18 protein-coding genes and 1 riboswitch are annotated in these 20,488 nt (G+C 43.7%); of the genes, 2 read left to right on the top strand and 16 right to left on the bottom strand.

Annotated features, from left to right (window positions below):
* Positions 1-83: 83 nt before the first annotated feature.
* The 7 genes from J2T16_RS01800 to J2T16_RS01770 all read right to left on the bottom strand — a co-directional run bounded on the left by J2T16_RS01800 (position 84) and on the right by J2T16_RS01770 (position 5,536).
* Entirely contained in the window at positions 84-560 is a 477-nt protein-coding gene (locus J2T16_RS01800) for a GNAT family N-acetyltransferase (protein WP_499017646.1), read from the bottom strand.
* Positions 561-591: 31 nt separating this feature from the next.
* Entirely contained in the window at positions 592-1,371 is a 780-nt protein-coding gene (locus tag J2T16_RS01795) for an HAD family hydrolase (protein WP_499017644.1), read from the bottom strand.
* Positions 1,372-1,403: 32 nt separating this feature from the next.
* On the bottom strand, positions 1,404-2,183 hold the full coding sequence (locus tag J2T16_RS01790; RefSeq protein WP_499017642.1) for a phosphotransferase: 780 nt from the start codon (positions 2,181-2,183) through the stop codon (positions 1,404-1,406).
* 20 nt (positions 2,184-2,203) lie between these two features.
* Positions 2,204-2,776 carry a histidine phosphatase family protein gene (locus J2T16_RS01785; RefSeq protein ID WP_499017640.1) on the bottom strand — a complete coding sequence of 191 codons (573 nt, stop codon included), beginning with the start codon at positions 2,774-2,776 and terminating at the stop codon, positions 2,204-2,206.
* A gap of 497 nt (positions 2,777-3,273) precedes the next feature.
* Positions 3,274-3,603: a hypothetical protein gene (locus J2T16_RS01780; RefSeq protein ID WP_499017638.1), complete on the bottom strand. Its 330-nt coding sequence runs from the start codon at positions 3,601-3,603 to the stop codon at positions 3,274-3,276.
* Positions 3,604-3,831: 228 nt separating this feature from the next.
* Complete coding sequence (locus tag J2T16_RS01775; protein WP_090916580.1) at positions 3,832-4,041, bottom strand: hypothetical protein; 210 nt, start codon at positions 4,039-4,041, stop codon at positions 3,832-3,834.
* Positions 4,042-4,258: 217 nt separating this feature from the next.
* Entirely contained in the window at positions 4,259-5,536 is a 1,278-nt protein-coding gene (locus tag J2T16_RS01770; RefSeq protein WP_090916582.1) for a WD40/YVTN/BNR-like repeat-containing protein, read from the bottom strand.
* 347 nt (positions 5,537-5,883) lie between these two features.
* On the opposite strand from J2T16_RS01770, the gene J2T16_RS01765 reads away from it, so the two are divergent.
* Positions 5,884-6,813: an L-lactate dehydrogenase gene (locus J2T16_RS01765; protein WP_154983488.1), complete on the top strand. Its 930-nt coding sequence runs from the start codon at positions 5,884-5,886 to the stop codon at positions 6,811-6,813.
* Between the two features lie 206 nt (positions 6,814-7,019).
* On the opposite strand, the gene J2T16_RS01760 is transcribed toward J2T16_RS01765, so the two are convergent.
* The 9 genes from J2T16_RS01760 to J2T16_RS01720 form a co-directional block, all read right to left on the bottom strand.
* Positions 7,020-8,243 carry a chromate transporter gene (locus J2T16_RS01760; RefSeq protein WP_499017635.1) on the bottom strand — a complete coding sequence of 408 codons (1,224 nt, stop codon included), beginning with the start codon at positions 8,241-8,243 and terminating at the stop codon, positions 7,020-7,022.
* A gap of 82 nt (positions 8,244-8,325) precedes the next feature.
* Positions 8,326-9,261 carry a tyrosine-type recombinase/integrase gene (locus J2T16_RS01755; RefSeq protein WP_499017633.1) on the bottom strand — a complete coding sequence of 312 codons (936 nt, stop codon included), beginning with the start codon at positions 9,259-9,261 and terminating at the stop codon, positions 8,326-8,328.
* Between the two features lie 116 nt (positions 9,262-9,377).
* Positions 9,378-10,466: a hypothetical protein gene (locus tag J2T16_RS01750; RefSeq protein ID WP_499017631.1), complete on the bottom strand. Its 1,089-nt coding sequence runs from the start codon at positions 10,464-10,466 to the stop codon at positions 9,378-9,380.
* Between the two features lie 275 nt (positions 10,467-10,741).
* Positions 10,742-12,151, bottom strand: coding sequence for a branched-chain amino acid transporter BcaP (bcaP, locus tag J2T16_RS01745; protein WP_221789435.1), 1,410 nt, complete (start codon positions 12,149-12,151; stop codon positions 10,742-10,744).
* A 594-nt stretch (positions 12,152-12,745) separates the two neighbouring features.
* Positions 12,746-14,200, bottom strand: a complete 1,455-nt coding sequence (locus tag J2T16_RS01740; protein WP_336120127.1) for a glycoside hydrolase family 1 protein — start codon at positions 14,198-14,200, stop codon at positions 12,746-12,748.
* Positions 14,201-14,224: 24 nt separating this feature from the next.
* The gene (locus J2T16_RS01735; RefSeq protein ID WP_336120128.1) at positions 14,225-16,090 is read right to left on the bottom strand and encodes a beta-glucoside-specific PTS transporter subunit IIABC; all 1,866 of its coding nucleotides are present in this window, start codon (positions 16,088-16,090) and stop codon (positions 14,225-14,227) included.
* Positions 16,091-16,236: 146 nt separating this feature from the next.
* Positions 16,237-17,076 (bottom strand): BglG family transcription antiterminator LicT, encoded by an 840-nt coding sequence (licT, locus tag J2T16_RS01730; protein WP_090916598.1) that lies wholly within the window; start codon positions 17,074-17,076, stop codon positions 16,237-16,239.
* A gap of 324 nt (positions 17,077-17,400) precedes the next feature.
* The gene (locus tag J2T16_RS01725; RefSeq protein WP_499017627.1) at positions 17,401-18,774 is read right to left on the bottom strand and encodes an amidohydrolase family protein; all 1,374 of its coding nucleotides are present in this window, start codon (positions 18,772-18,774) and stop codon (positions 17,401-17,403) included.
* A gap of 205 nt (positions 18,775-18,979) precedes the next feature.
* The gene (locus J2T16_RS01720; RefSeq protein ID WP_499017625.1) at positions 18,980-19,552 is read right to left on the bottom strand and encodes a CGNR zinc finger domain-containing protein; all 573 of its coding nucleotides are present in this window, start codon (positions 19,550-19,552) and stop codon (positions 18,980-18,982) included.
* A 162-nt stretch (positions 19,553-19,714) separates the two neighbouring features.
* Between J2T16_RS01720 and J2T16_RS01715 the strand changes: the two genes are divergently transcribed.
* On the top strand, positions 19,715-20,218 hold the full coding sequence (locus J2T16_RS01715) for a DinB family protein (RefSeq protein ID WP_154890412.1): 504 nt from the start codon (positions 19,715-19,717) through the stop codon (positions 20,216-20,218).
* Between the two features lie 83 nt (positions 20,219-20,301).
* A riboswitch (FMN riboswitch) is annotated at positions 20,302-20,452 on the top strand.
* Positions 20,453-20,488 lie beyond the last annotated feature (36 nt).

Genomic DNA, 20,488 nt, shown 5'->3' with positions numbered 1-20,488 from the left:
CTAGACGTTTAATCTATAGTTGCTATATACTGGCAGCCTGCTCCAAATCAAGGACTGAGCGTCTCTGTTCACAGTAACTTACCCTACAAAAGCTGCTTTTTCAAATCCATCCGTATGTACGTTTTCTCGTAACTTGAACCATCTTCATTGTAGTAAACAGCCTGTTTGGAGTAAGGTTCAGAGATGGCATGATAACCGTGCTTCGAGATCAGCTTGATCATTCTGGGATTTTCGACAGGATCAACGCTCACAAATATTTCGCTATAACCCAATTCTTTCGCACGTTCTTCTCTATACCGAATCAATGCTGACCCAGCACCCTGACCGCGATATATTTCCTTAACGTACAGATCACTTAATTTAGGAACCAGCTTTCCTTGTAATTTAAGAACTCCAAATCCCATGATGACGCTATCCTCATCCTCGGTTTCAGCAAGGACCACAATGACTTCTTTATTTTCTTGCTGTTTCATGTAGGACATGAATAAGGTCTCGTTGTTTCGAACAGAACAGAGTCCTGCGATGTCCCTGGCGACAGCTGTTCTTACGCTATATTTCATGAATCTGTACCTCCACAATCCGTTCACGACATTACTGACAAAGTCTCTCCAAAATAACAGCCACCCCGTCATTTTCATTCGTTTCTGTTATCTCTTTCGCTTTGCATTTTAAATCCTGAGTGGCATTCCCCATCGCCACAGGCCAACCACATTGATCAAACAGACCGATATCGTTTACATCATCCCCAAACACCATCACATCTTGCATTGCAACACCCATGGCGTCACAGATCACAGAGACAGCATGTTCCTTGGATGCATTCAACGCCGAGACTTGTGTTAATTCACCTTGATCCGTGATCAATATGTTTAATTTTCCTTCAAAGCATTCTTGAAAAGCCACCCGGTCCAGATTGCCTGTGAAAAGGATCTTGGATGCTTCTTGCTGTTTAAGCTCCATCAAAGATCTGACCATAGGTTGCCCTTTTACTTTCATGATTGTCTCTGCATCATAAGGCTTCAAACTCATCCATACATCTCTCACTTCTAAACTAATGTCCAGATTCGGATTACATGCCAGACAATAGTCTAGAACCTCAGCAGTTAACGCAGGTGTGATTCCAATGTGATTTTGTTTTCCAGTATGTCTGCAATTTGTATACGCGCCGTTATAATACACAAATGAACCAAGCTCCAGCAATTTTTCCGGCAAAAAAGCTTTCACTGCCCTCGGCGGACGCGCCGTTGCAAATATGAATTTCATTCCACGATGGGCACAATCTTGAATCGCCTTTACGTTTCGCTCGGAGACTTCTTTGTTTGCCTTCAATAGGGTTCCATCCAAATCTACAATAATTACCGGGAATTCCATGGCACAGCCCCTGTCTCACTTTTGTGCACTTTTTAGAAAAAGTTATATATTCCATCTTCGAAATACCGATACTCTTCCTCCGTCAATCTCCGCTTGCCATACGCATCGTAAAAAATATCTTTATCCCGCTCATCCTCGAAGGCATTCGTTTTTGGCCGAATGGCCAAAGCCACGTCATACCGGGGATCACCATGAGCCGCCCCCGCCCAGTCGATCATTCCTACGACCTCACGATCACAGACGAGCACATTATCGATGGTAAAATCACCGTGAATTAAGGTAGGTTGCACTGTGCTTGGACGGTTCTTTTTCAGATGTGTGAGCAAATGTTCGTTCCCGTCTATTGAGTAATGAGCTAGATTGTACTCCGCCTTGGATAACATCGCATCGAGCCAAGTAGACTCTGCATGTTGCCATTCCATTGGACAAGCGCATTCATGCAGCTTTCTCAAGGAAAGTCCGAAGCTGGTAATTGCCTTTTCCTTATCCTCTTTAGCTGGATGGCTGGCAAGAAATTGTCTCAACGATATTCCTTCTATATAATCCATCAACAGCCATCTTGATTGATGCTCTGCATAAAATGAATGCGTTTTCGGAATAGGTAATCCCTTTCCATGAAGAAGCTGCATTGCGATATATTCGTCAGATAACCATTCGTTGTAGAGTTCATGCTCTGTTTTCTTGATAACATATCTCTGATCTGCTGTCTCCAGAACGGCAACGGTAGACGTGTGACCTTGCCGTGGAAACGTAATTCGCTGTACGGTTCCAGTCTGCCTCAATATCTTCGATGGAATATCTGCGAGTTGCATGGGATTCCCTCCTCCACCTACTAAGTGAGATGTTTAGTACAGTTATAGAGCGAGCAATCCCACCGAGGAGTTCCGCTATGCAAGTGAGTTACTGATGTGTTTAATAGATTTTCTCTGATATCAATATGTGAAAGAAGTCTTTTCATGGTTAGGCTGAGAAATGCCCCGTGGCTTACAACTAATATGTTCTCACCTGAATGCCGGTTAGCTAAGTCGGCAAGGCACTGCCTTCCCCTTTTTACAATCGATTCATGAGATTCAATCCCCAGATCCAGCTTAGACCAGCTATACCCCCAACGATCCACACGTTCTTGCTCCGTCGTACCCTCAATCTGTCCGCAGTCCATCTCGCGCAACCTTTCGTCTACACGTATTTCAATCGAAATAGCTTTGCTAAGTATAGATGCCGTTTCCAATGCTCTCGATAAATCACTTGAATAGATGTAATGCCATTGTTCCGATCGAATTCGGTCAGCAAGCAAATGTGCCTGTCTTCTCCCCTCTGCATTGAGCGGGATATCGGTATGCCCTTGTGTCCGGTATTCATCATTCCAGTCCGTTGCACCGTGGCGGATAACGCCGATCATAGCCATATGTATTCCTCTTTTCTAGATACACTCATGCATCCCTGCATCTTCCATGTAAAACGAAGCTAACACATACATTTAGTATTCGTCAATGGCTGTCCTTGAGATCTATTGATCTCTTTTATGGACTGAGATTTGTTGTTTTATATAATGTGAAAACGAATGTTCCAAATATGCATAGAAGTGATATAGGGTACAGTATCCATTTGTTCACACGATCTTTATATCCGATAACCAAACAAAGGATGCCAATCCACGTAATGAGAAGTTGCCAAAAATTCAAACGTGATCCCTCTTATACAACGAGTGATGAAATGGGTTTCAGAAAATCACATACTATTTATTTTATTTTACACATGGATTTTCTATAAAGTATCGAAGATATATTATTTCCCATTTTATGCTACGTGACTATTGTGAGAAAGTATCCTGAGAATTTGCCCCATTACATAAAAAAAGAGCAAGAAAAATTATCTCCTTGCGTTCGTCAATATGACATTGTTTTATTCCCAGTCCCTTATTTTCACATAGGTTGCATCATAGCCTATAATTACTTCAGTTTTATCTGTAACTTCTTGCGCATCATAAATTAAATCTTTTCCATGTAAATCAACTGGATTTGAGTCCGCCTTTACGAATACACCGCAATCCTTTATGTAAATCTCATCTGGATGTTGAGAATCATATTGTAAGTTGGCTGGAAGAGAATCTGTAGAGACTTCGTGCGAGTCTATAGTGTTAATCTCAGAAGCTTGAATCATAGATGTTCCTGTAATTACTGTAGTCCCAATTACTACTGCAATCAAAATCGAAGTGAAATTAATTTTCCTCATCATATTACTCCTTATGCTTAAAGAATTATCCATCTGTGACCACCGTATGATATGTAGTATTATATGAAACATAATTGATTATTTCAATAAAATTCCAATATACTCAAAATTAATATCACACAAGATTGAATAGAGGATTGTAGGAACATTTAACCGCATATAAAAAGAATACCCCCTTTCGGGGGTAAATCGTTGATACAGCGCTATTTTTATCTGCATTTTCTTTCACTATGCGTACATCATGTCCATGAATCCACGAGTTACATCTACACCTTCTGCTTGTTCCGGCTGATCTGTCTCTGCATGTGCAGCCATGCAAGCTTTCACGGCTTCTTCCGTAGTACAACGATTAGCGTCGTCACATGTGTAGCATAAGTGAAGCATGTATCTTGTTAATTCATCCGCCTGCGTGAATTGAGTTTGACCGTTGGTTCTCATCTTCATCACTCCTTTTCTTCTTGAGTTAAATATAACATCATCTTCATGATTTATTTGTGATTAATTTCACAATGTATCAAAAAAATAAAATAAAAATAAAGGGAAAACCTCATTCGAGATCTCCCCCTTACATTTTCCGCTCATATGCTACTTACTTCCCCCTAGATTTAATTCAGATTAATGCTCGATCTCATTCGTTAAACGGAGCAGCGGCACATTAAAGTACTTTCCAATGTTCTCCGCCATCTACGGTTTGCAATAGTAGCGATCGTTTGGCATCAGTATTCTCCACCAAGATCCAGCCAAGCTTCGGCGATACCATCTGCATTTTCACAATCTCAGGGTAGTCTTTGAAAATCTTTTCTAACACACTGCTCGTAGGGTAGGCTGTCCATGTTTTGCCTGTATCCTTCGAATAATACATAATGCCCTTCTGCATCGCCCAACCTTCCGATGGACTCAGAAATACAGGCGCCAGATTGCGGTTAATCCCTGTTTGCTTATCCAGATTAAATGAATAAGGCTTCCAACTTACGCCACCATCAGCTGTGAAGAAACCGCTGAACGTTATGCTCTCTCCGCTGGCACATGACATGGACATCCAGGCCGACTTCGCTTCACGTCCAAAAAATTGAGGTGCACTGATCGTGAAATTACCGCACGCTTTGAATTTATCCCGGTCAAAAAAGGAAGAACCCGTTCGCCACTGTTCGCCACCATCTGATGTCACGTACAGCTTCGGTGTACCGAACTCTATGGCACTCAGGAATCCATGCTTGGAGTCCGAAAACGTCATGCCCGTGGTGTAGCCACGTCTTGAAATTTCACCCGTTTGGGATTTATCCTTGTCATCACTGGAAGTCATTCGCTCCCAAGTTGTACCTCCATCCTGAGTACGATACAGGTTCTTGTCCTGTTTACCAATTCCCGTATCGAGTGTCGTCAGAACCCAGCCTTTCTCGGGAGAGACAAAGGATATCGCTGTTACCTTATCCGTCTTCGACAAGGAAGACAAACTCCAGCTCACGCCTCCATTATTGGTACGTAGCACAATCGTATCTGTGCCTCCCATCCCCTCTCGAACAATCCAGCCATGCATACGATCTACAAAATAAATACTTTCTCCATATTTCGGATTAGCCGGGAATTGCACATTCTCTGAGGGCGAAATGTTGGTCCACGTTTTTCCCTGATCCTGAGTGTAATAGAGCCGGAGCGCATTACGCGTAACTCCCCAGGCCAAGCCCCCGTTATCATTAATGAGTTGAAAATCGGTCAAACGAGTCTGAATCTGATATTTGGCCATCTCCGCTGCTTCGGTGTTATTGTTTGCCGGGGGTACAACAGTAAGAGTCTGACCAACGTTACCGCTGTCATCCTGTTCCTGAGGTTCTGCAACTGGCGGCTGTTCCGTTTTGGTACAAGCAACCAGTAACATCATGATACCTATAGACAGCATTGCTGTCTGCGCGATTTTTTTCCATTGCAAGCGCAAGTGGGTTCCACCTCTCTCATTCATCAGACAGACGCGCATGTCTCTGTGACGAAGTTATATTTACGATTCATCAGAATCCACTGCTCCTATTCTACCACAAACTTCGACCTAAAGGCTCACACCGCCGGGGAACCTGCCGAATGTTGAATATTTTTGCCGATCATTGTCCTTGAATACCAATATGTAGACCTTTTTTGAATCATTTGAAGTCTATTTATCCACCTTTTTAGCGGATTCCCCTTGGAAAATGAGATATGTTGTGAAAAAAGTTATAGACAAAACTCGCTTTATCTCCACATATCCCTTAATATGGATGGTAGTATACCCAAAAAGGAGAGGATAAGATTATGACAACAAGTTCAGCATTGAAGCCCAGTCGTGTCGTTATTATCGGCATGGGTGCGGTAGGAACAACAACGGGATACACGCTTATGCTCAGACAGCGTTCGTCCGAGTTGGTATTTGTGGATGTGAATCATGACAAGGCAACCGGTGAAATGCTGGATATGAACCACGGTTTACCATTTACCGGGGGCGTTAAAGTGTGGGCAGGCGACTATTCCGACTGCAAAGATGCCGATATCATCATCATTACTGCGGGTGCTTCACAAAAGCCGGGCGAGACTAGAATTGATCTGCTGAAGAAAAATGCAAGCATTTTCAAAGACATCATTGATCGAATTACCGAAGTCAACTCGCACGGTATTTTGTTAATTGCTACGAACCCTGTCGATATCTTATCCTATACGTCCTGGAAACAAAGCGGCTGGCCGGCTTCCAGGGTCATTGGCTCAGGTACATTGCTGGACAGCGCACGATTCCGTTATCTGATCGGTAAAAATAAAGGCATCGACCCCCGCAGCATTCACGCTCACATCATCGGTGAACATGGGGATTCCGAGGTGCCTGTATGGAGTCTGGCAAACGTTGCGGGAACAGACCTTGAACTGGACGAAGAAACCCAACAAGACATTTTCAATAGCACCAAAAACGCAGCTTACGAGATCATTAATGCTAAAGGAGCCACTTCCTATGCCATCGCTTTGGCACTCGATCGTATTGTCGCTGCCATTCTGGGTAACGAAGGCTCCGTTCTGAATGTTTCCACATTGCTTGAAGATTATAACGGCGTTTCTGATGTATATCTGGGTGTTCCTTGTGTCGTAGATCGCCATGGCGTGCGTGAAATTCTGCCGCTTCCGTTGAATGAAACCGAGAAATTGGCCTTTCAGGCATCTGCAAGCAAATTAAAAGAACAGATTGCCGGACTGGAATAACATATACACTTATCCATTAAAAAAAAGACCATTCAACAACTCTGCATAGAGTTTGGGATGGTCTTTTGATATGACGTGACTGGAAGCTCCACTTCCTTACAATATTGTAATTTAATCTCATATCATTCATGATTATCATTAATTATTTCAGTCTTTAACTTTTTATTTTCTTCTGTTTACATAATAATAATGACGGAAACTAAAATTCAAATTTGATTGACAATCATACCTCCAACGATACCTAACAGAACAATGATCCATGGTGGGCATTTCCAGAAGTTCAGCAAAACAAACAAAATACATACCACCGCAAAATCAGCAGGCGACAATACAGCTGTTGTCCATAGCGGCTGATAGAGTGCGGCTAACAGAAGACCTACTACTCCTGCATTAATTCCAGCTAACGCTCCTTGCATATGCGGATTACCGCGAAGCACATTCCAGAAGGGCAACGCACCGATAATGAGCAACAATGCAGGTAAAAATATAGCGATTGTAGCAATAAACGCTCCTGCTACGCCCATCGAAACTGCCCCAAGATACGCGGCAAATGTAAACAAGGGGCCAGGGACCGCTTGTGTTGCCCCATATCCAGCTAGAAAGTCATCTTTGCTCACTACACCGTGAGGTACGAGTTCTTGCTCAAGCAATGGCAATACGACATGTCCCCCGCCAAATACCATGGAACCTGCTCGGTACATCGAATCGAAAAGAGCGATCCACTCCATATTTATGGCCTGCCGCAGGATCGGCAACAGGATAAGCAGACCTGCAAAAGAGATTAAACACAGCACAGCCAAGCTACGACGGATGTGCACCTTCATTTTGATAACTGGAGTGACCGGAACATTGCGGTACATCCACCAGCCAATGAAACCTGACAACAGGATTAATATGACCTGACTATATGGAACTGCCCATAGTAAAGCCGCTGTAGCCACTAACACAGCGATGGTAATCCTTGCTTTGTCCGGGGCAAGCTTCTGGGCCATACCAAGAATGGCATGAGCAACAATTACCACTGCTACGATTTTCAAACCGCTAATCCAACCCGCATGGCCCACATCGTAACCTTTTAAAATAAAAGCAAACCCCACTAATATGAGTACGGACGGAAGAGTGAATCCAATCCAAGCCATCAATCCACCAAGCAGACCTGCACGCATGACACCGATCCCAATCCCCACCTGACTACTCGCTGGTCCAGGGAGAAATTGACACAACGCCACTAGATCAGCATAACTCTGCTCGTCCATCCATTTTCGTTTGCGTATATACTCGTTATGAAAATAGCCTAAATGCGCTGTCGGGCCGCCAAAGGATGTCAGTCCCAGCTTGGCAGCAACCATAAGCACTTCCCACAGCGCACGCCATCGGTTTGGTGTAACAGCCTGATCTTGATCATCCGAAGCAAGATTTCCCGTCTTCATCCTCGCCCATCTCTCCTAGCAGGTCATGTGTTGTTGTCCAGATTTTTTTGGATTCTCTCCAACTTATATCGTTCGTTTTGTACTAATTCATCACTTCGTTAACCGGAAGTTTGACATCCAGCAAAGCCATCGCCTCTTCTTTTTCCCGGCTGGTAACATGGGTGTATACCGTTGTCGTTTGAATGGAGGCATGTCCGAGCAGTTCCTGTACCGTGCGCAGATCAGCTCCGCGCCGCAACATCATAGTGGCGAACGAGTGACGCAGCTTGTGGCTGGAATAGCTTTGGCGCTGATGAACAGGAGCTTCCTGCTGGAAGCGTTCGAAGGTTTCTGTAGAGATGAGTTGAATGCTACGAATGGACAGACGCTTGCCTTTTTGCGATACAAACAGGGCCTCTTCCTTCTCGCCCCGCCACGGATTCAACCGTTCTTCAAGAGCCTGAGATAACACTTCTGCAACCGTTTCAGGAACCGGGATTGTTCTCCATTTTCTCCCCTTTCCGAACACATCGAGTGTGCGTCGCTCGGGGTTGTAGTCTTTACAATTAAGGGCATGCACTTCTCCCACCCGAAGCCCCATATAACCCATTAGCAGGAACAATGCCAGGTTTCGGGTGCGATATTTCCCTTCGACGGATGCCAAAAAGCGTGTCAAACCTCCTTCGTCCAGGAAGACTGGAGCACGATTTTTCTCGGTTTTGGACTTTTTGATGCCAGAAGCCGGATTGCTCGACAGCACTTCGAGTTCAATGAGTGACTTGTAGAAGCAGTTGACTGCGGCGTGTTTACGGTTCCGGGTAGCATCATTCACGCCACGCTCCCGTGCACGGGACAGAAAAGCAAGCACATGCAACTTCTTCACTTGCTCCAGCGATTTTCCTTGGATAGAAGTAAGGAATTCCGTTACGTCCCCCGTGTAAGATTTGACCGTATATACGGTGTATCCAGCATCTTTCATCCAGATATGAAAGGCCTGCAACTCATCCCCATACTGCTCCTGAACCTCTTCATTGATCACCTGCTCTTGTCACCTCCACTGACTTCAAATGTACTGATTGACCTGCTATACTGACTGACGTGAATGCAATGTATTTCTATTTCAAAATCGGTTTACTATTTGCAGAACACAAACGCCTAACTTAGTGGAAAATCAACCTCTTCGACGATCACAACATCAGCCATCAGCAAAATCATCTCCGGTTTGCCCTCACGACGTGTGAGCACAAACGATGGAATCGGATTTTCATGAAGCTCATTAACCGATTCCGCCACCTGAACATACAGATCCAGAAGAAGTGTCTCTCCTTCGCCTGGAATATCAATAACTGGCCAATCTTTGCGAATGCAATCCGCCCAAAAAGCCAGCTCATTCGCTGGAACAATGCTTAACTGCTGCACTTTGGGATCAATCGGATATATCGCTTGCCGCTCAGGTTCATCCCCAAGCTTGTCCCATGGCAATGCATAAGCAGCTTGCTCGCTTGGTGGGGAATACAGGGAGTAACACCACGGAGTGATGCCCCAAACAACCAGCATCAGTCCCTCTTCAAGCAATACATCCAGTCGGCCTTCCGTGAAATGTTCAATTAAATTATGATTACCTGGCCCAAGCAATGCCTCTACTCGCTTCGCGAGACGACCCAGATCCGCCAGGATGAATCCTCTTCGGCCATAGGAGTCGAACACATGATGATTCCGAGTCCATGTTGCAGAAGGTGAATCGAGTATAGAGGCTTCTGCCGGGAACAGTGTGATATGTACGGTATTCACTTGTGCGTATTTCACCATCGCTAGCTGTTCCGGTTCTAACGGACCTTCTGCGATTCGGGGTGTTTTGCGGTGCAAAGCAACGCGAACCTCATATTCACCCTCTTTATAAGGTGCGAGATCAAGTTCAATCGGATAACTTATACCTTGAATCGAAGCTATTGAAATCTTGCTGTTCTCGGTTAGACGAACCGCGTATTGTACGTAGGATATTTCGGCTCCATACAGAACATTAGCATCCTCCCGGTGCACAGGTGTCTGCAATAGCTGGGCGACCACGGAAACTTTGCGACCATCCTCCAGATGTCGTCGTGGATCGATGTCCAACTGCAGATTATCTGTTTCATCCTCTTGTGATATGATCAGCTTCGCCTCAGCGAGAACGGTTGAATCCGCAAGTGCAAACCCAAAATGCGACGAGTGTTCATTAAAATTGTTATGTAATGGTTCTTTCATACGTTAACCCCTCTCTTCGGTTCTGGTTGCAGATCACACCCCCAAATATATTTCATATTTGATTCATCCGCAACCCCGACCTGCTGATACACTCAGCAGGTTTCCTTTATCCTTTACCCAGGTGAGTGACAAATTTAACGCAGCAAACTTCTTTTAATCGTTAGTTTTAAACATCTCTTTTTAACCAATGACTCCTATATTGTTGCACAAAAAAATCCCTGCTCCTTCGCTTGGCGATTGGGGAGCAGGGAAAGATTCAAAGCTTATTTTTCAATTCACTTCCGCCGAAGTGGATTCAGATGACTATGATGACGACCATAGGCAAAATAAATAATTAATCCGATTATCAGCCAGCCAAAAAACGTAATCCATGTCAGAGCTGCAAGGCGAGTCATCAAATAGAAACAGCCGAGAGCACTAAGAATCGGAATCAATGGCACGAGCGGAACACGGAAACCCCGTTTGAGATCAGGGTTATTTTTACGCAATACGATAATCCCGATACTCACTACAGCAAAAGCAAACAACGTACCGATGTTCGTAAGTTCTGCCAGATGGCCAAGAGAGATGAAGCCGGAGAACAGTGCAACAATGATACCTGCGAGCCAGCTACCCACTGCCGGTGTCTGACTTTTACCACTTACCTTGGAGAAAACGGGAGATAATAGACCATCACGTGACATGGAATACAGCAGACGGGTCTGACCATACATCATGACGAGCAAGACCGTTGTAATTCCCGTAATGGCTCCGAGGGATACAATCCATGACAACCCGTTTAATTGAACAAATTCAAAAGCAAACGCAACCGGATCACTAACATTTAACATGTTGAATGGCACAATGCCCGTGAGAATCAGAGATACTACAATATATAGGACGGTACATACGGCAAGGGATGCAATAATACCTATCGGTAAATCCCGCTGCGGGCGTTTCACCTCTTCAGCTGCAGTTGATACAGCATCAAATCCGATATACGCAAAAAATACTGTAGCTGCACCCGCCGTTACACCGGAGAAGCCAAACGGCAGGAAAGGATGCCAGTTCGCTGGTTGAACATAAAACACACCCACACCGATGAAGATTAGCACCACGATAATTTTAATGCCTACCATGATTCCATTCGCTCTCGCCGCTTCTTTTACTCCTCGAGTCAACAGGAAAGTAATCATTAAAGTAATCAGAGCCGCTGTAATGTCAAAATACGTACCTTTCTCCGGATTAAACGCACTGGTTAATGCATGAGGCAATTCCAATCCAAATCCGGATAATAAAGTCTGGAAGTACCCTGACCAACCGCTGGCTACCGCCGCACTCGCAAAGCCATATTCCAGAATGAGATCCCAACCTAGAATCCACGCAATCACTTCACCAAATGCAGTGTAGCTGTACGTATAAGCACTTCCCGATGCCGGGATGGTGGAAGCAAATTCAGAGTAACATAAGGCGGCAAACGCACAGATGATGCCCGCCAGTAAAAAGGATAATACCAGACCAGGGCCTGCATACTTGGCAGCTGCGACACCTGTCAGTACAAAAATGCCTGTACCAATGATCGCTCCTACACCAAGCGTCGTTAAATCAAAGGCCCCAAGTGCCCTCTTCAATACACCGCTTTCATTGGATTGGCTGGCAATCGGCTTTTTACGGAATAACACACTGATTTTCTCATTTCTACTCATACGCATGTTCCTTTCATGGTGAATCTCGAATGTGTTGCCGCGTAACTAGGACGAAATAACATTTCTCATCTGTTCTATGAAAAACTCATTTGTTCTATCTTATCCATCACCTATAAAAACCTATCGAATTCTACACGTTATCGCGTTGAATGATTAAATTTATTTTTGAAGATGGCTTATTTTGACCTTTATGCACGAAAAATATCACGTTCTGTTACCCATGCTGAAGGATGAAAATGGATTTAAATAAAAACTGCGTATAATTTATATTATGCGCAGTTTTTTGAATGCTTTTTATAGATCGAAATCTAACTTTTATCGTTGTTACATGAATTTATGCAATTGAACTGTTTTTTCGTCTTTTTTCGCTGTCATATCTTCCTCTATTTCGTCTGATCAGCTTGCATTCTTTGTTCTTTCCTTCCTACTGCTTACTTCTCTTATTATCTAATTCGGATTGTGTCCTTACTGTTCGTAATAAAAAAGCCGCTAGCATTTAGCGGCTTCTTTCAATACATCTTCATCTGGGAAATATCCAATTTCTCTAAACAAAGATCATAACCAACGGGTATTTCACTACGAAACTTTTAAATCCTAACTCAGATCTTCCCCGTTGGATTCAATCACTTTTTTATACCAGTAGAAACTGTTCTTTTTACTTCTTTTCAGTGTGCCTTTGCCCTCGTTATCCTTATCTACGTAAATGAAACCGTAGCGCTTGGACATTTCACCCGTGGAAGCACTCACAATATCGATGCAACCCCAGGATGTGTAACCGATCAGGTTAACGCCGTCACGGACAGCTTCTCTCATCTGTTCAATGTGAGCGCGCAAAAACTCAATTCGGTACGTATCGTTAATGGTACCATCCTCTTCAACGACATCCACTGCACCCAGGCCATTCTCTACAATCATCATCGGAATGCGATAGCGATCATAGACATGGTTCAGCACGTACCGGAGCCCAACCGGATCAATCTGCCAGCCCCAGTCCGTCGCTTCTAGATACGGATTTTTGTATCCACCAAAAACGTTACCTTGGGTTTCATCCCCTTCTGGTCGCGTACCTACCACATGAGATTTGTAGTAGCTAAAGCTATAGAAATCTACACAACCTTGTTTAAGAACTTCTTGATCGTCTTCAGCCATTTGAATGTCAATATTCTTCTCTTCAAAGTATCTCTTCGCAAAGTCGGGATATTCTCCTCTAACTTGTACATCGCTGCTCATCATATTGTTAATTTGATCCATTCTTAGTGCTTGTAACATATCTTCCGGTTTACATGTACTTCCGTAACCATGACTGTAATTGATCATACAGCCGAGTTTGAAGTCTGGATTGATCTCATGTGCAAGCTTGACCGCTTTGGCACTCGCCACGAATTGATGGTGCAGCGCTTGAAATCTCATCTGCGTGCTGTCTACGGATGTATTGTTAAATACGCCGCCTTTTTTATCAACCAGCAGAGCTCCTGCCAGGTATGCACCTGCCGGAACAATCAGGCTATTAATCTCGTTAAAGGTTATCCAATACTTCACCATATCTTTGTAACGATTAAAGATTGTATCACAATACTTCACGTAACAATCGATCATTTCTCTGGAAGCCCAAGCATTAAATTTCTTAGTTAGAGCAAACGGTGCTTCATAATGCGAGATCGTAACGATGGGTTCGATATTATACTTTTTCAATTCATTGAACACATTGTCATAAAATTGAAGCCCTGCTTCATTCGGCGCTGCATCGTCTCCGTTCGGGAAAATTCTGGACCATGCGATGGACATTCTATAACAACGGAAACCCATCTCTGCAAACAGACGAATATCTTCCTTGTAATGATGGTAAAAATCTACCGCTTCATGAGAAGGGTAATGAACCCCCTCCTCAGTTGTTATCGTGATGCGACGGGGAACCGTATGGGTTCCGCCTGTCATCATATCAGCTGTACTCGCTTTTTTACCATCAAGGTTCCAGGCACCTTCGTATTGATTCGCCGCTGTTGCACCACCCCACATAAAAGATTCAGGGAAACCATTTTTGTTATTCATGAACCATTCCTCCTTAAATTACCTTTAAATAATTTTGATCAATTTTTCACCAATCGTAATCGATGGCTTGTCCGTGTTGATCACATCTACAAAATCATGTGAATTCGTAACGATAATGGGTGTAGTCAGGTCAAAGCCTTTGGAAGCAATCGCATCTGTATCAAACTCAATGAGCAGATCTCCAGCTTTTACAGTATCGCCTTCTTTGACGTGAACCTTAAAATGCTCACCTTTCAACTTCACCGTGTTCATTCCGATGTGAATGAGAAGCTCCGCACCATCATTTGAACTAATACCGATGGCATGGGACGTAGGGAAAATCGCAGATACCACACCATCTGCTGGTGATGCCAGTTTGCCAACCGCAGGTTCAATAGCGATCCCTTTTCCCATAGCTCCCGTTGCAAAAGCTTCGTCCTTAATCGTGGATAACTCCAGAACTTTACCAGTCAATGGTGCAACAAGAATATGTTCAGAAACACCGGCAACAGCTACACGATCGTTTGTAGACGTTTTTTCTTGTGTTTCTTGAATCTTTCCATCCTCGGGTACATCTTCAAATCCCAAGATAAGAGTCATGATGAAAGTAACTACAAATGCAATCAAACAACCAATTGCCGCATGAACCAAGTTCCATGGATGATCCGTGATAAATGCGGGTAGCGTAGCTATACCTGCAATACCTAGAGCGGATCGAGCTACACCGAACAACCCGACATAAACACCAGCTACCATGCCACCAACAATTACAGCAATCAGTGGTTTTTTCAACCGTAAATTTACACCAAACAAGGCAGGCTCGGTAATTCCGAGCAAGGCAGTGATGCTTGTAGAATATGCAACTTGTTTAAATGCTTTATTTTTAGTTCTCATAGCAACTGCAAGCGCAGCAGCACCTTGAGAAATATTGTGTACAAGCATACCTGGACCAACAATGCTATCCGTCTTCGTCTGTGCATACGCAGTGAGCACTACAGGCCCTAAACTGTAATGCATACCTGTCATAATCAAGAACGGGAATGCCCCGCCGATAATACCAGATACTAACCATCCTGCATGTGTATTCACAAAAGAAACGCCTGACGCAAGGTAGTTACCCGCGATAGCACCGATTGGACCCAGTACAATCAGCGTTAATGGAGCCATGATAAGGATTACGATCAACGGTTTAAGAATAGATTTAATAACCGATGGAGAATACTTCTCCGCAAAGCGTTCAACATATGACAAGATCCAAACCGCTAAAATAATCGGAATAACCGACGAAGTGTACGTCGCTGGCGTGACAGGCAGTCCTAAAAACGAAACAGGCTCACCTGCAGACATCAACGCCCCTAAGGAAGGATGCAACAGAACACCAGCAATCGTTAATGCAAAGCCTACGTTAGCTTTAAGCTTTACAGCCGCACTCCAGGCAAGCAACATCGGCAAGAAGTAATAAGCCGCATCACCGATAAAGGTCATAATCGTATTAAATTGTCCATCCAGATCAACGAGATCAAATGTTTTCAAAATAAGAAGAACGGCTTTGATCATCGCACAACCAATCATGGCTGGCAGGATCGGTGTAAAAATTCCGGAGATCGTGTCCAGAAGCGTAGTCAGTTTTCCTTTTTTCACAGTAGGGGCATCATTATTGGTTGCAAAGTTCCCCAGCTGCGTCAAAGCTTTATACACATTGTTTACCTCGTTACCGATAATGACCTGATACTGCCCACCACTGCTGGCAACACCTACAACCCCTTGGACATTTTTTAAAGCTTCATCATTCGCGACCTTCTCGTCTTTCAGATTAAATCGCAACCTTGTAGCACAGTGTGTTACACTATCTACGTTTTTTTCTCCACCAACCAGTTTTAAAATCTCGGCGGCTGTGCTTTCATGTTTCATGTACTGCTCCCCCTCAAACGTTTTTAGGTATAAAAAAAGACCTAGAATTCTATCGAATATAGATAAGCTCTATACACGATGGAACTCTAGGTCTTGCCTGCCTCACCAGTAACAATCCTAGTATACTCATTATAGTGGCCGATGAATTATTCCTTCTCTTCATCAATGACCCTTTTGATATGAACCGTTAAATATACCAATTCGTCTTCTGTTAATTCTTTTCCATAATCGACCCGAATCAGCTGTGCAATTCGGAGACTGCATTGATATTCATTCGCATACTTTTCCTTAATGATATGGAGAAAATCACTGTCACCACTTTTCACAACCGTATGATTAAACAAGCGGTAGGCGAAAAATTTCAAATGAGTGACAAGTCTGGAATAATGAAGCGAGCTTTCATTGAAATGAATATTAAACTGATATCGAATTATATTCAAGACTTTATGAATCAACTGTGTAATCTTCATGGTTTCTTCCATTTCAGATCCCAATTCTGCATTGACAATATGAAGTGCAATGAACCCAGCCTCATCTTCAGGCAGCGTAATGTTGAATTCTTCATTAATCATATCCCGGGCTTTCATAGCCACGCGAAATTCATTGGAGTAAAACGCTTTAATCTCAGACAACAACGCATTATTGAAATTCATACCCTGCTTGTAACGTGCCACAGCAAAATTAATATGGTCCGTTAACGTTAGGTATATATTTTCATTCAATTCCTTGTTTAAAGACTGCTTGGCGTACTGAATAATGCTATCGGATACACGAATATATTCCATCGGGATTTGTGCCAGCAGGGCATATAATTTACCTGTTACATTTTTGGATTTCAGAAAAAATTCTTTTTCGATTTTGACTGTGTCCACATCGTCTCCCTTTTTCTTCTGAAAACCGATGCCACTGCCTAAAAGCATCATCTCCTGGCGCCGTTCATTCACTGCACAGACGACATTATTGTTAATAATTCGTGTGATCTTCATCGGAATCTCCTTTTAAAATGAAACGTTAACAGAATTTAGCAACAAAAAAAAGACCATTAATTATGCACACATGAAAGAATACAGTTCTGCATGTTTGCATTATCAATCGGTCTTGCCTGCTGATCAGTAACAATCCTGATTATATTCATTATTAACTTATATCGCTATCTTAGTAGAAAGCGTTCTATTTGTCAACATACCTTACTCCAACCCTAATTTCATGTGAAAAGAATGTATGGATAATTGATCCGAAAAGAAAGAGAAGATGAGAAAGAGCCGTAATTTGAGTTAAACGGCCCTTTGCTTTATTTTATCTCAGCTCTATTATGAAAAAACAACCCGATCTGCATCGGACATCCGATATTGCGTCAACAAATATTCCGTACTCTGCATGGCTTTACGCCGAATTTCATCCAGATCAACATGCAACAGCTTGCCCTCTCGCTTCACAGGTTTCCCAGCAACAAAGACCGTATCCACATTAGACGGATTCGCGAATTGCACAACAGCACCAATCGGATCGTGCACGGGGAACAAGTTCAGATCCGTCGTGCGAATCATGATCACATCCGCTTCTTTTCCCGGCGTAAGCGAGCCTGTTTTTTGCTCCAGTCCTAAGGCCCGTGAACCCGCGGAGGTCGCAAATCGCAACACCTGGCTTGCCTGCAAACTGAGTTCACCCGGCATTTCACCTTGTTGCAAAAGGTACTCATTCGTTCTTGAACGCTCAGCTTGCAACGCAAATTTCATCTGTGAAAACATATCTCCGCCCGTCGAAGTCACGACATCTACACCAAGCGTTGGCGTACCTCCATGCTCCAGAAAGTATCCTGTAGCCGGATAGCCATGTCCCATCATCATCTCAACTTCAGGTGTGACCGACAAAGATGCTCCGCTGTCTGCGAGCATTTTGAATTCATCCATGCCCATTGTATTGCCATGAACAACATTGATTCGTGGACCAAGCAGTCCTGACTCATACATTCGGCTGATCGAACGATCCTCTGATCCCCAGCTGCCGAAACCGACATGCATCGAACAAATGGCGTCCAGTTCTTCCGCAAGCTGAATATCCTGCACCGTTGTATCCCAATGGCTAAACTCTGGTCCTCGAATAGCCAGTCCATAGGTGAGGAGTTGATCGTTCGAAGAGAAATATCGCTCCTTAACACCTCTCACATTCTCTGGATACGACAGCTTACTCTCACGATTCCAATACATCGTTTCCCCTGGCACACCATGGGCAAAAACAGCACGAATTCCTGCGTCCTGTAATCCTCGAATCAGTTCATCCGTGTGCTCAGACGAGTATGGCATACTCCAATCCAGTACCGTAGTGACGCCTGCATTAAGCGCTTCCAGCGATCCAAACAGATTGGCAATATAGCTATCCTCTGGACGAAGCTTGCTTCCCATAGCTCCATAGTACAAATTTTGCAGATAGACGGGGAGCGACCAGTTTGTTCCGGCTGTTTTGACAAGCGATTCCCACATATGCCGGTGTGTATCCACCAGTCCAGGCATAATAATCATGTCTGAAGCGTCGATGACCTCAACATCTGCATCGGACACCTCAATATTTGGTTGAATGGCCGTAATCAAAGATTCCTGAATAAGTACGTCCGCCCGGTTATACTGACCAATACGAGCATCCATCGATAATACGCAACCGTTCTTCAAAAGATAACCTGTCCTCATAAGACATCTCTCCAATCGTAATGGTTTGTAAAATGATCTGATCCGCATTGCTTGTTCTTACATATACTTTACGACTATATTTTCGCTAGTATATATACATTATATATCATACCTTAATATTTATCAAATTCTGGAAGAGCTAACTGAGACCTATATGGTGATTCACGGATTGGAAAAGGTAGAACTTCGTTGGTAAACTTAATAATTATGTTTTACTCTTTTCCTCATTGGAGTGTATTTTTCGTTTCGCTCGAAAACGTCTCACCTTCATTAGATTACCGCACATCTTATCATCGCAATATTTCTGTGTTCTGCTCCGGGTATCATCATAGAAGATCCAGCGGCAGTCCGGATTGTCACAGGAGCGAATTCTCTTCCCTTCGCCCTCAACGAGTGTCACGGCAAAATCAGCCGCAACCTCTGCCATCACCTGAGCCCAATGTCTATGAATAGGAACAAGCGCAACACCCAGTTGTTGATCTTGTGTAATTATTCGTCTAATGACTTCGCCAGCCATCATAAAATCATTCAACCAGGCCTGATCCTTCTCAGTAAAGAGCTTTCCGTTAGACAAACGAATAGCCAGTGACTGCAAATCATCTCTAAAACTTCTCATTGCGGATTCCTCTTCATTCGACGCCGGTACTGACGCTTCTAATTGCCAACGATTCAAAAAATCTTGTTGCCAGTTTACGTTCCCTAGTCTGTCTTCTGATCGCTCCCCACCACGCCAATCATGATAATCGCTGTTTACAAAATCAGTCCATAATCTATCCATGAGAGCCTCCGATTAATGTAACTATCTAAATTATATAAAGATGGTTACACCCTTTAAAATTGTGTTATATTAATTGTAACCACTTCCACTCACATTAGCTAGTTACCATCATGAAGATGCAAGGGCGAGATGAATCTGACAAGAGAGGAATGAAATTAAAAAATGAAAACAGTCACCACAGCATTAGATGTATTGGTTATTCAGAATGAAGATACCTGGGATCAATGTAACTGGATCGTCCCATTGTCAAAAGCGCTTGAGGGACTGAACGCCGAACAGGCTGCCTGGGTTCCTCCTTCAGGTGGACTGAGCATATGGCAACTAGCAAATCATATGTTTTATTACAATCAACGGATTCTGGAACGTCTTCAGGGAAAAGAACCGTCTGTACCCGCTGCAGATTCCAACGTAGCTACGTTTGGTATTTCCGGTGATCCTTTGAACGAAGCTGGCTGGAGCAAGCTGATGGAACAAACCACTAAACTGGCTGAGCAGTTACGCGATACCCTTGCTACATTACAGGACTCGAAGCTTGAGGAAGCTTATATGGATTCCGACGACAACTGGGCTCAGACGCTTGCCCGCTGGGTTCTACACGATGCCTATCATGCAGGTCAGATTGTGCAGTTGCGGAGGCAACAGGGATGCTGGAGTATTGTTTTCTAAAAAAACACTTGAACTGATAGCGTTTACAGGAATAAGATGAACTTCATAAGGTTACAACTTGTTCAATACACTAATTAATTGAATAGGATCTTCGGGGTAGGGTGAAATTCCCAACCGGCGGTGATGTTCTTATAGAACCAGCCCGCGACTCGCTGTTTAAGGTTCCGACCTGGCAGCGACTGACTTGGTGCGATTCCAAGGCCGACGGTACAGTCCGGATGAGAGAAGATCAACACAACGGCAAGCCGTATTTGGGAAGTCTTTTTCCCT

The organism is Paenibacillus intestini (assembly GCF_030803945.1).
GTDB classification, from domain to species: domain Bacteria; phylum Bacillota; class Bacilli; order Paenibacillales; family Paenibacillaceae; genus Paenibacillus; species Paenibacillus polysaccharolyticus.
The sequence above is the reverse complement of the archived record's forward strand: the minus strand, read 5'-3'. Positions and strand labels throughout refer to the sequence as shown.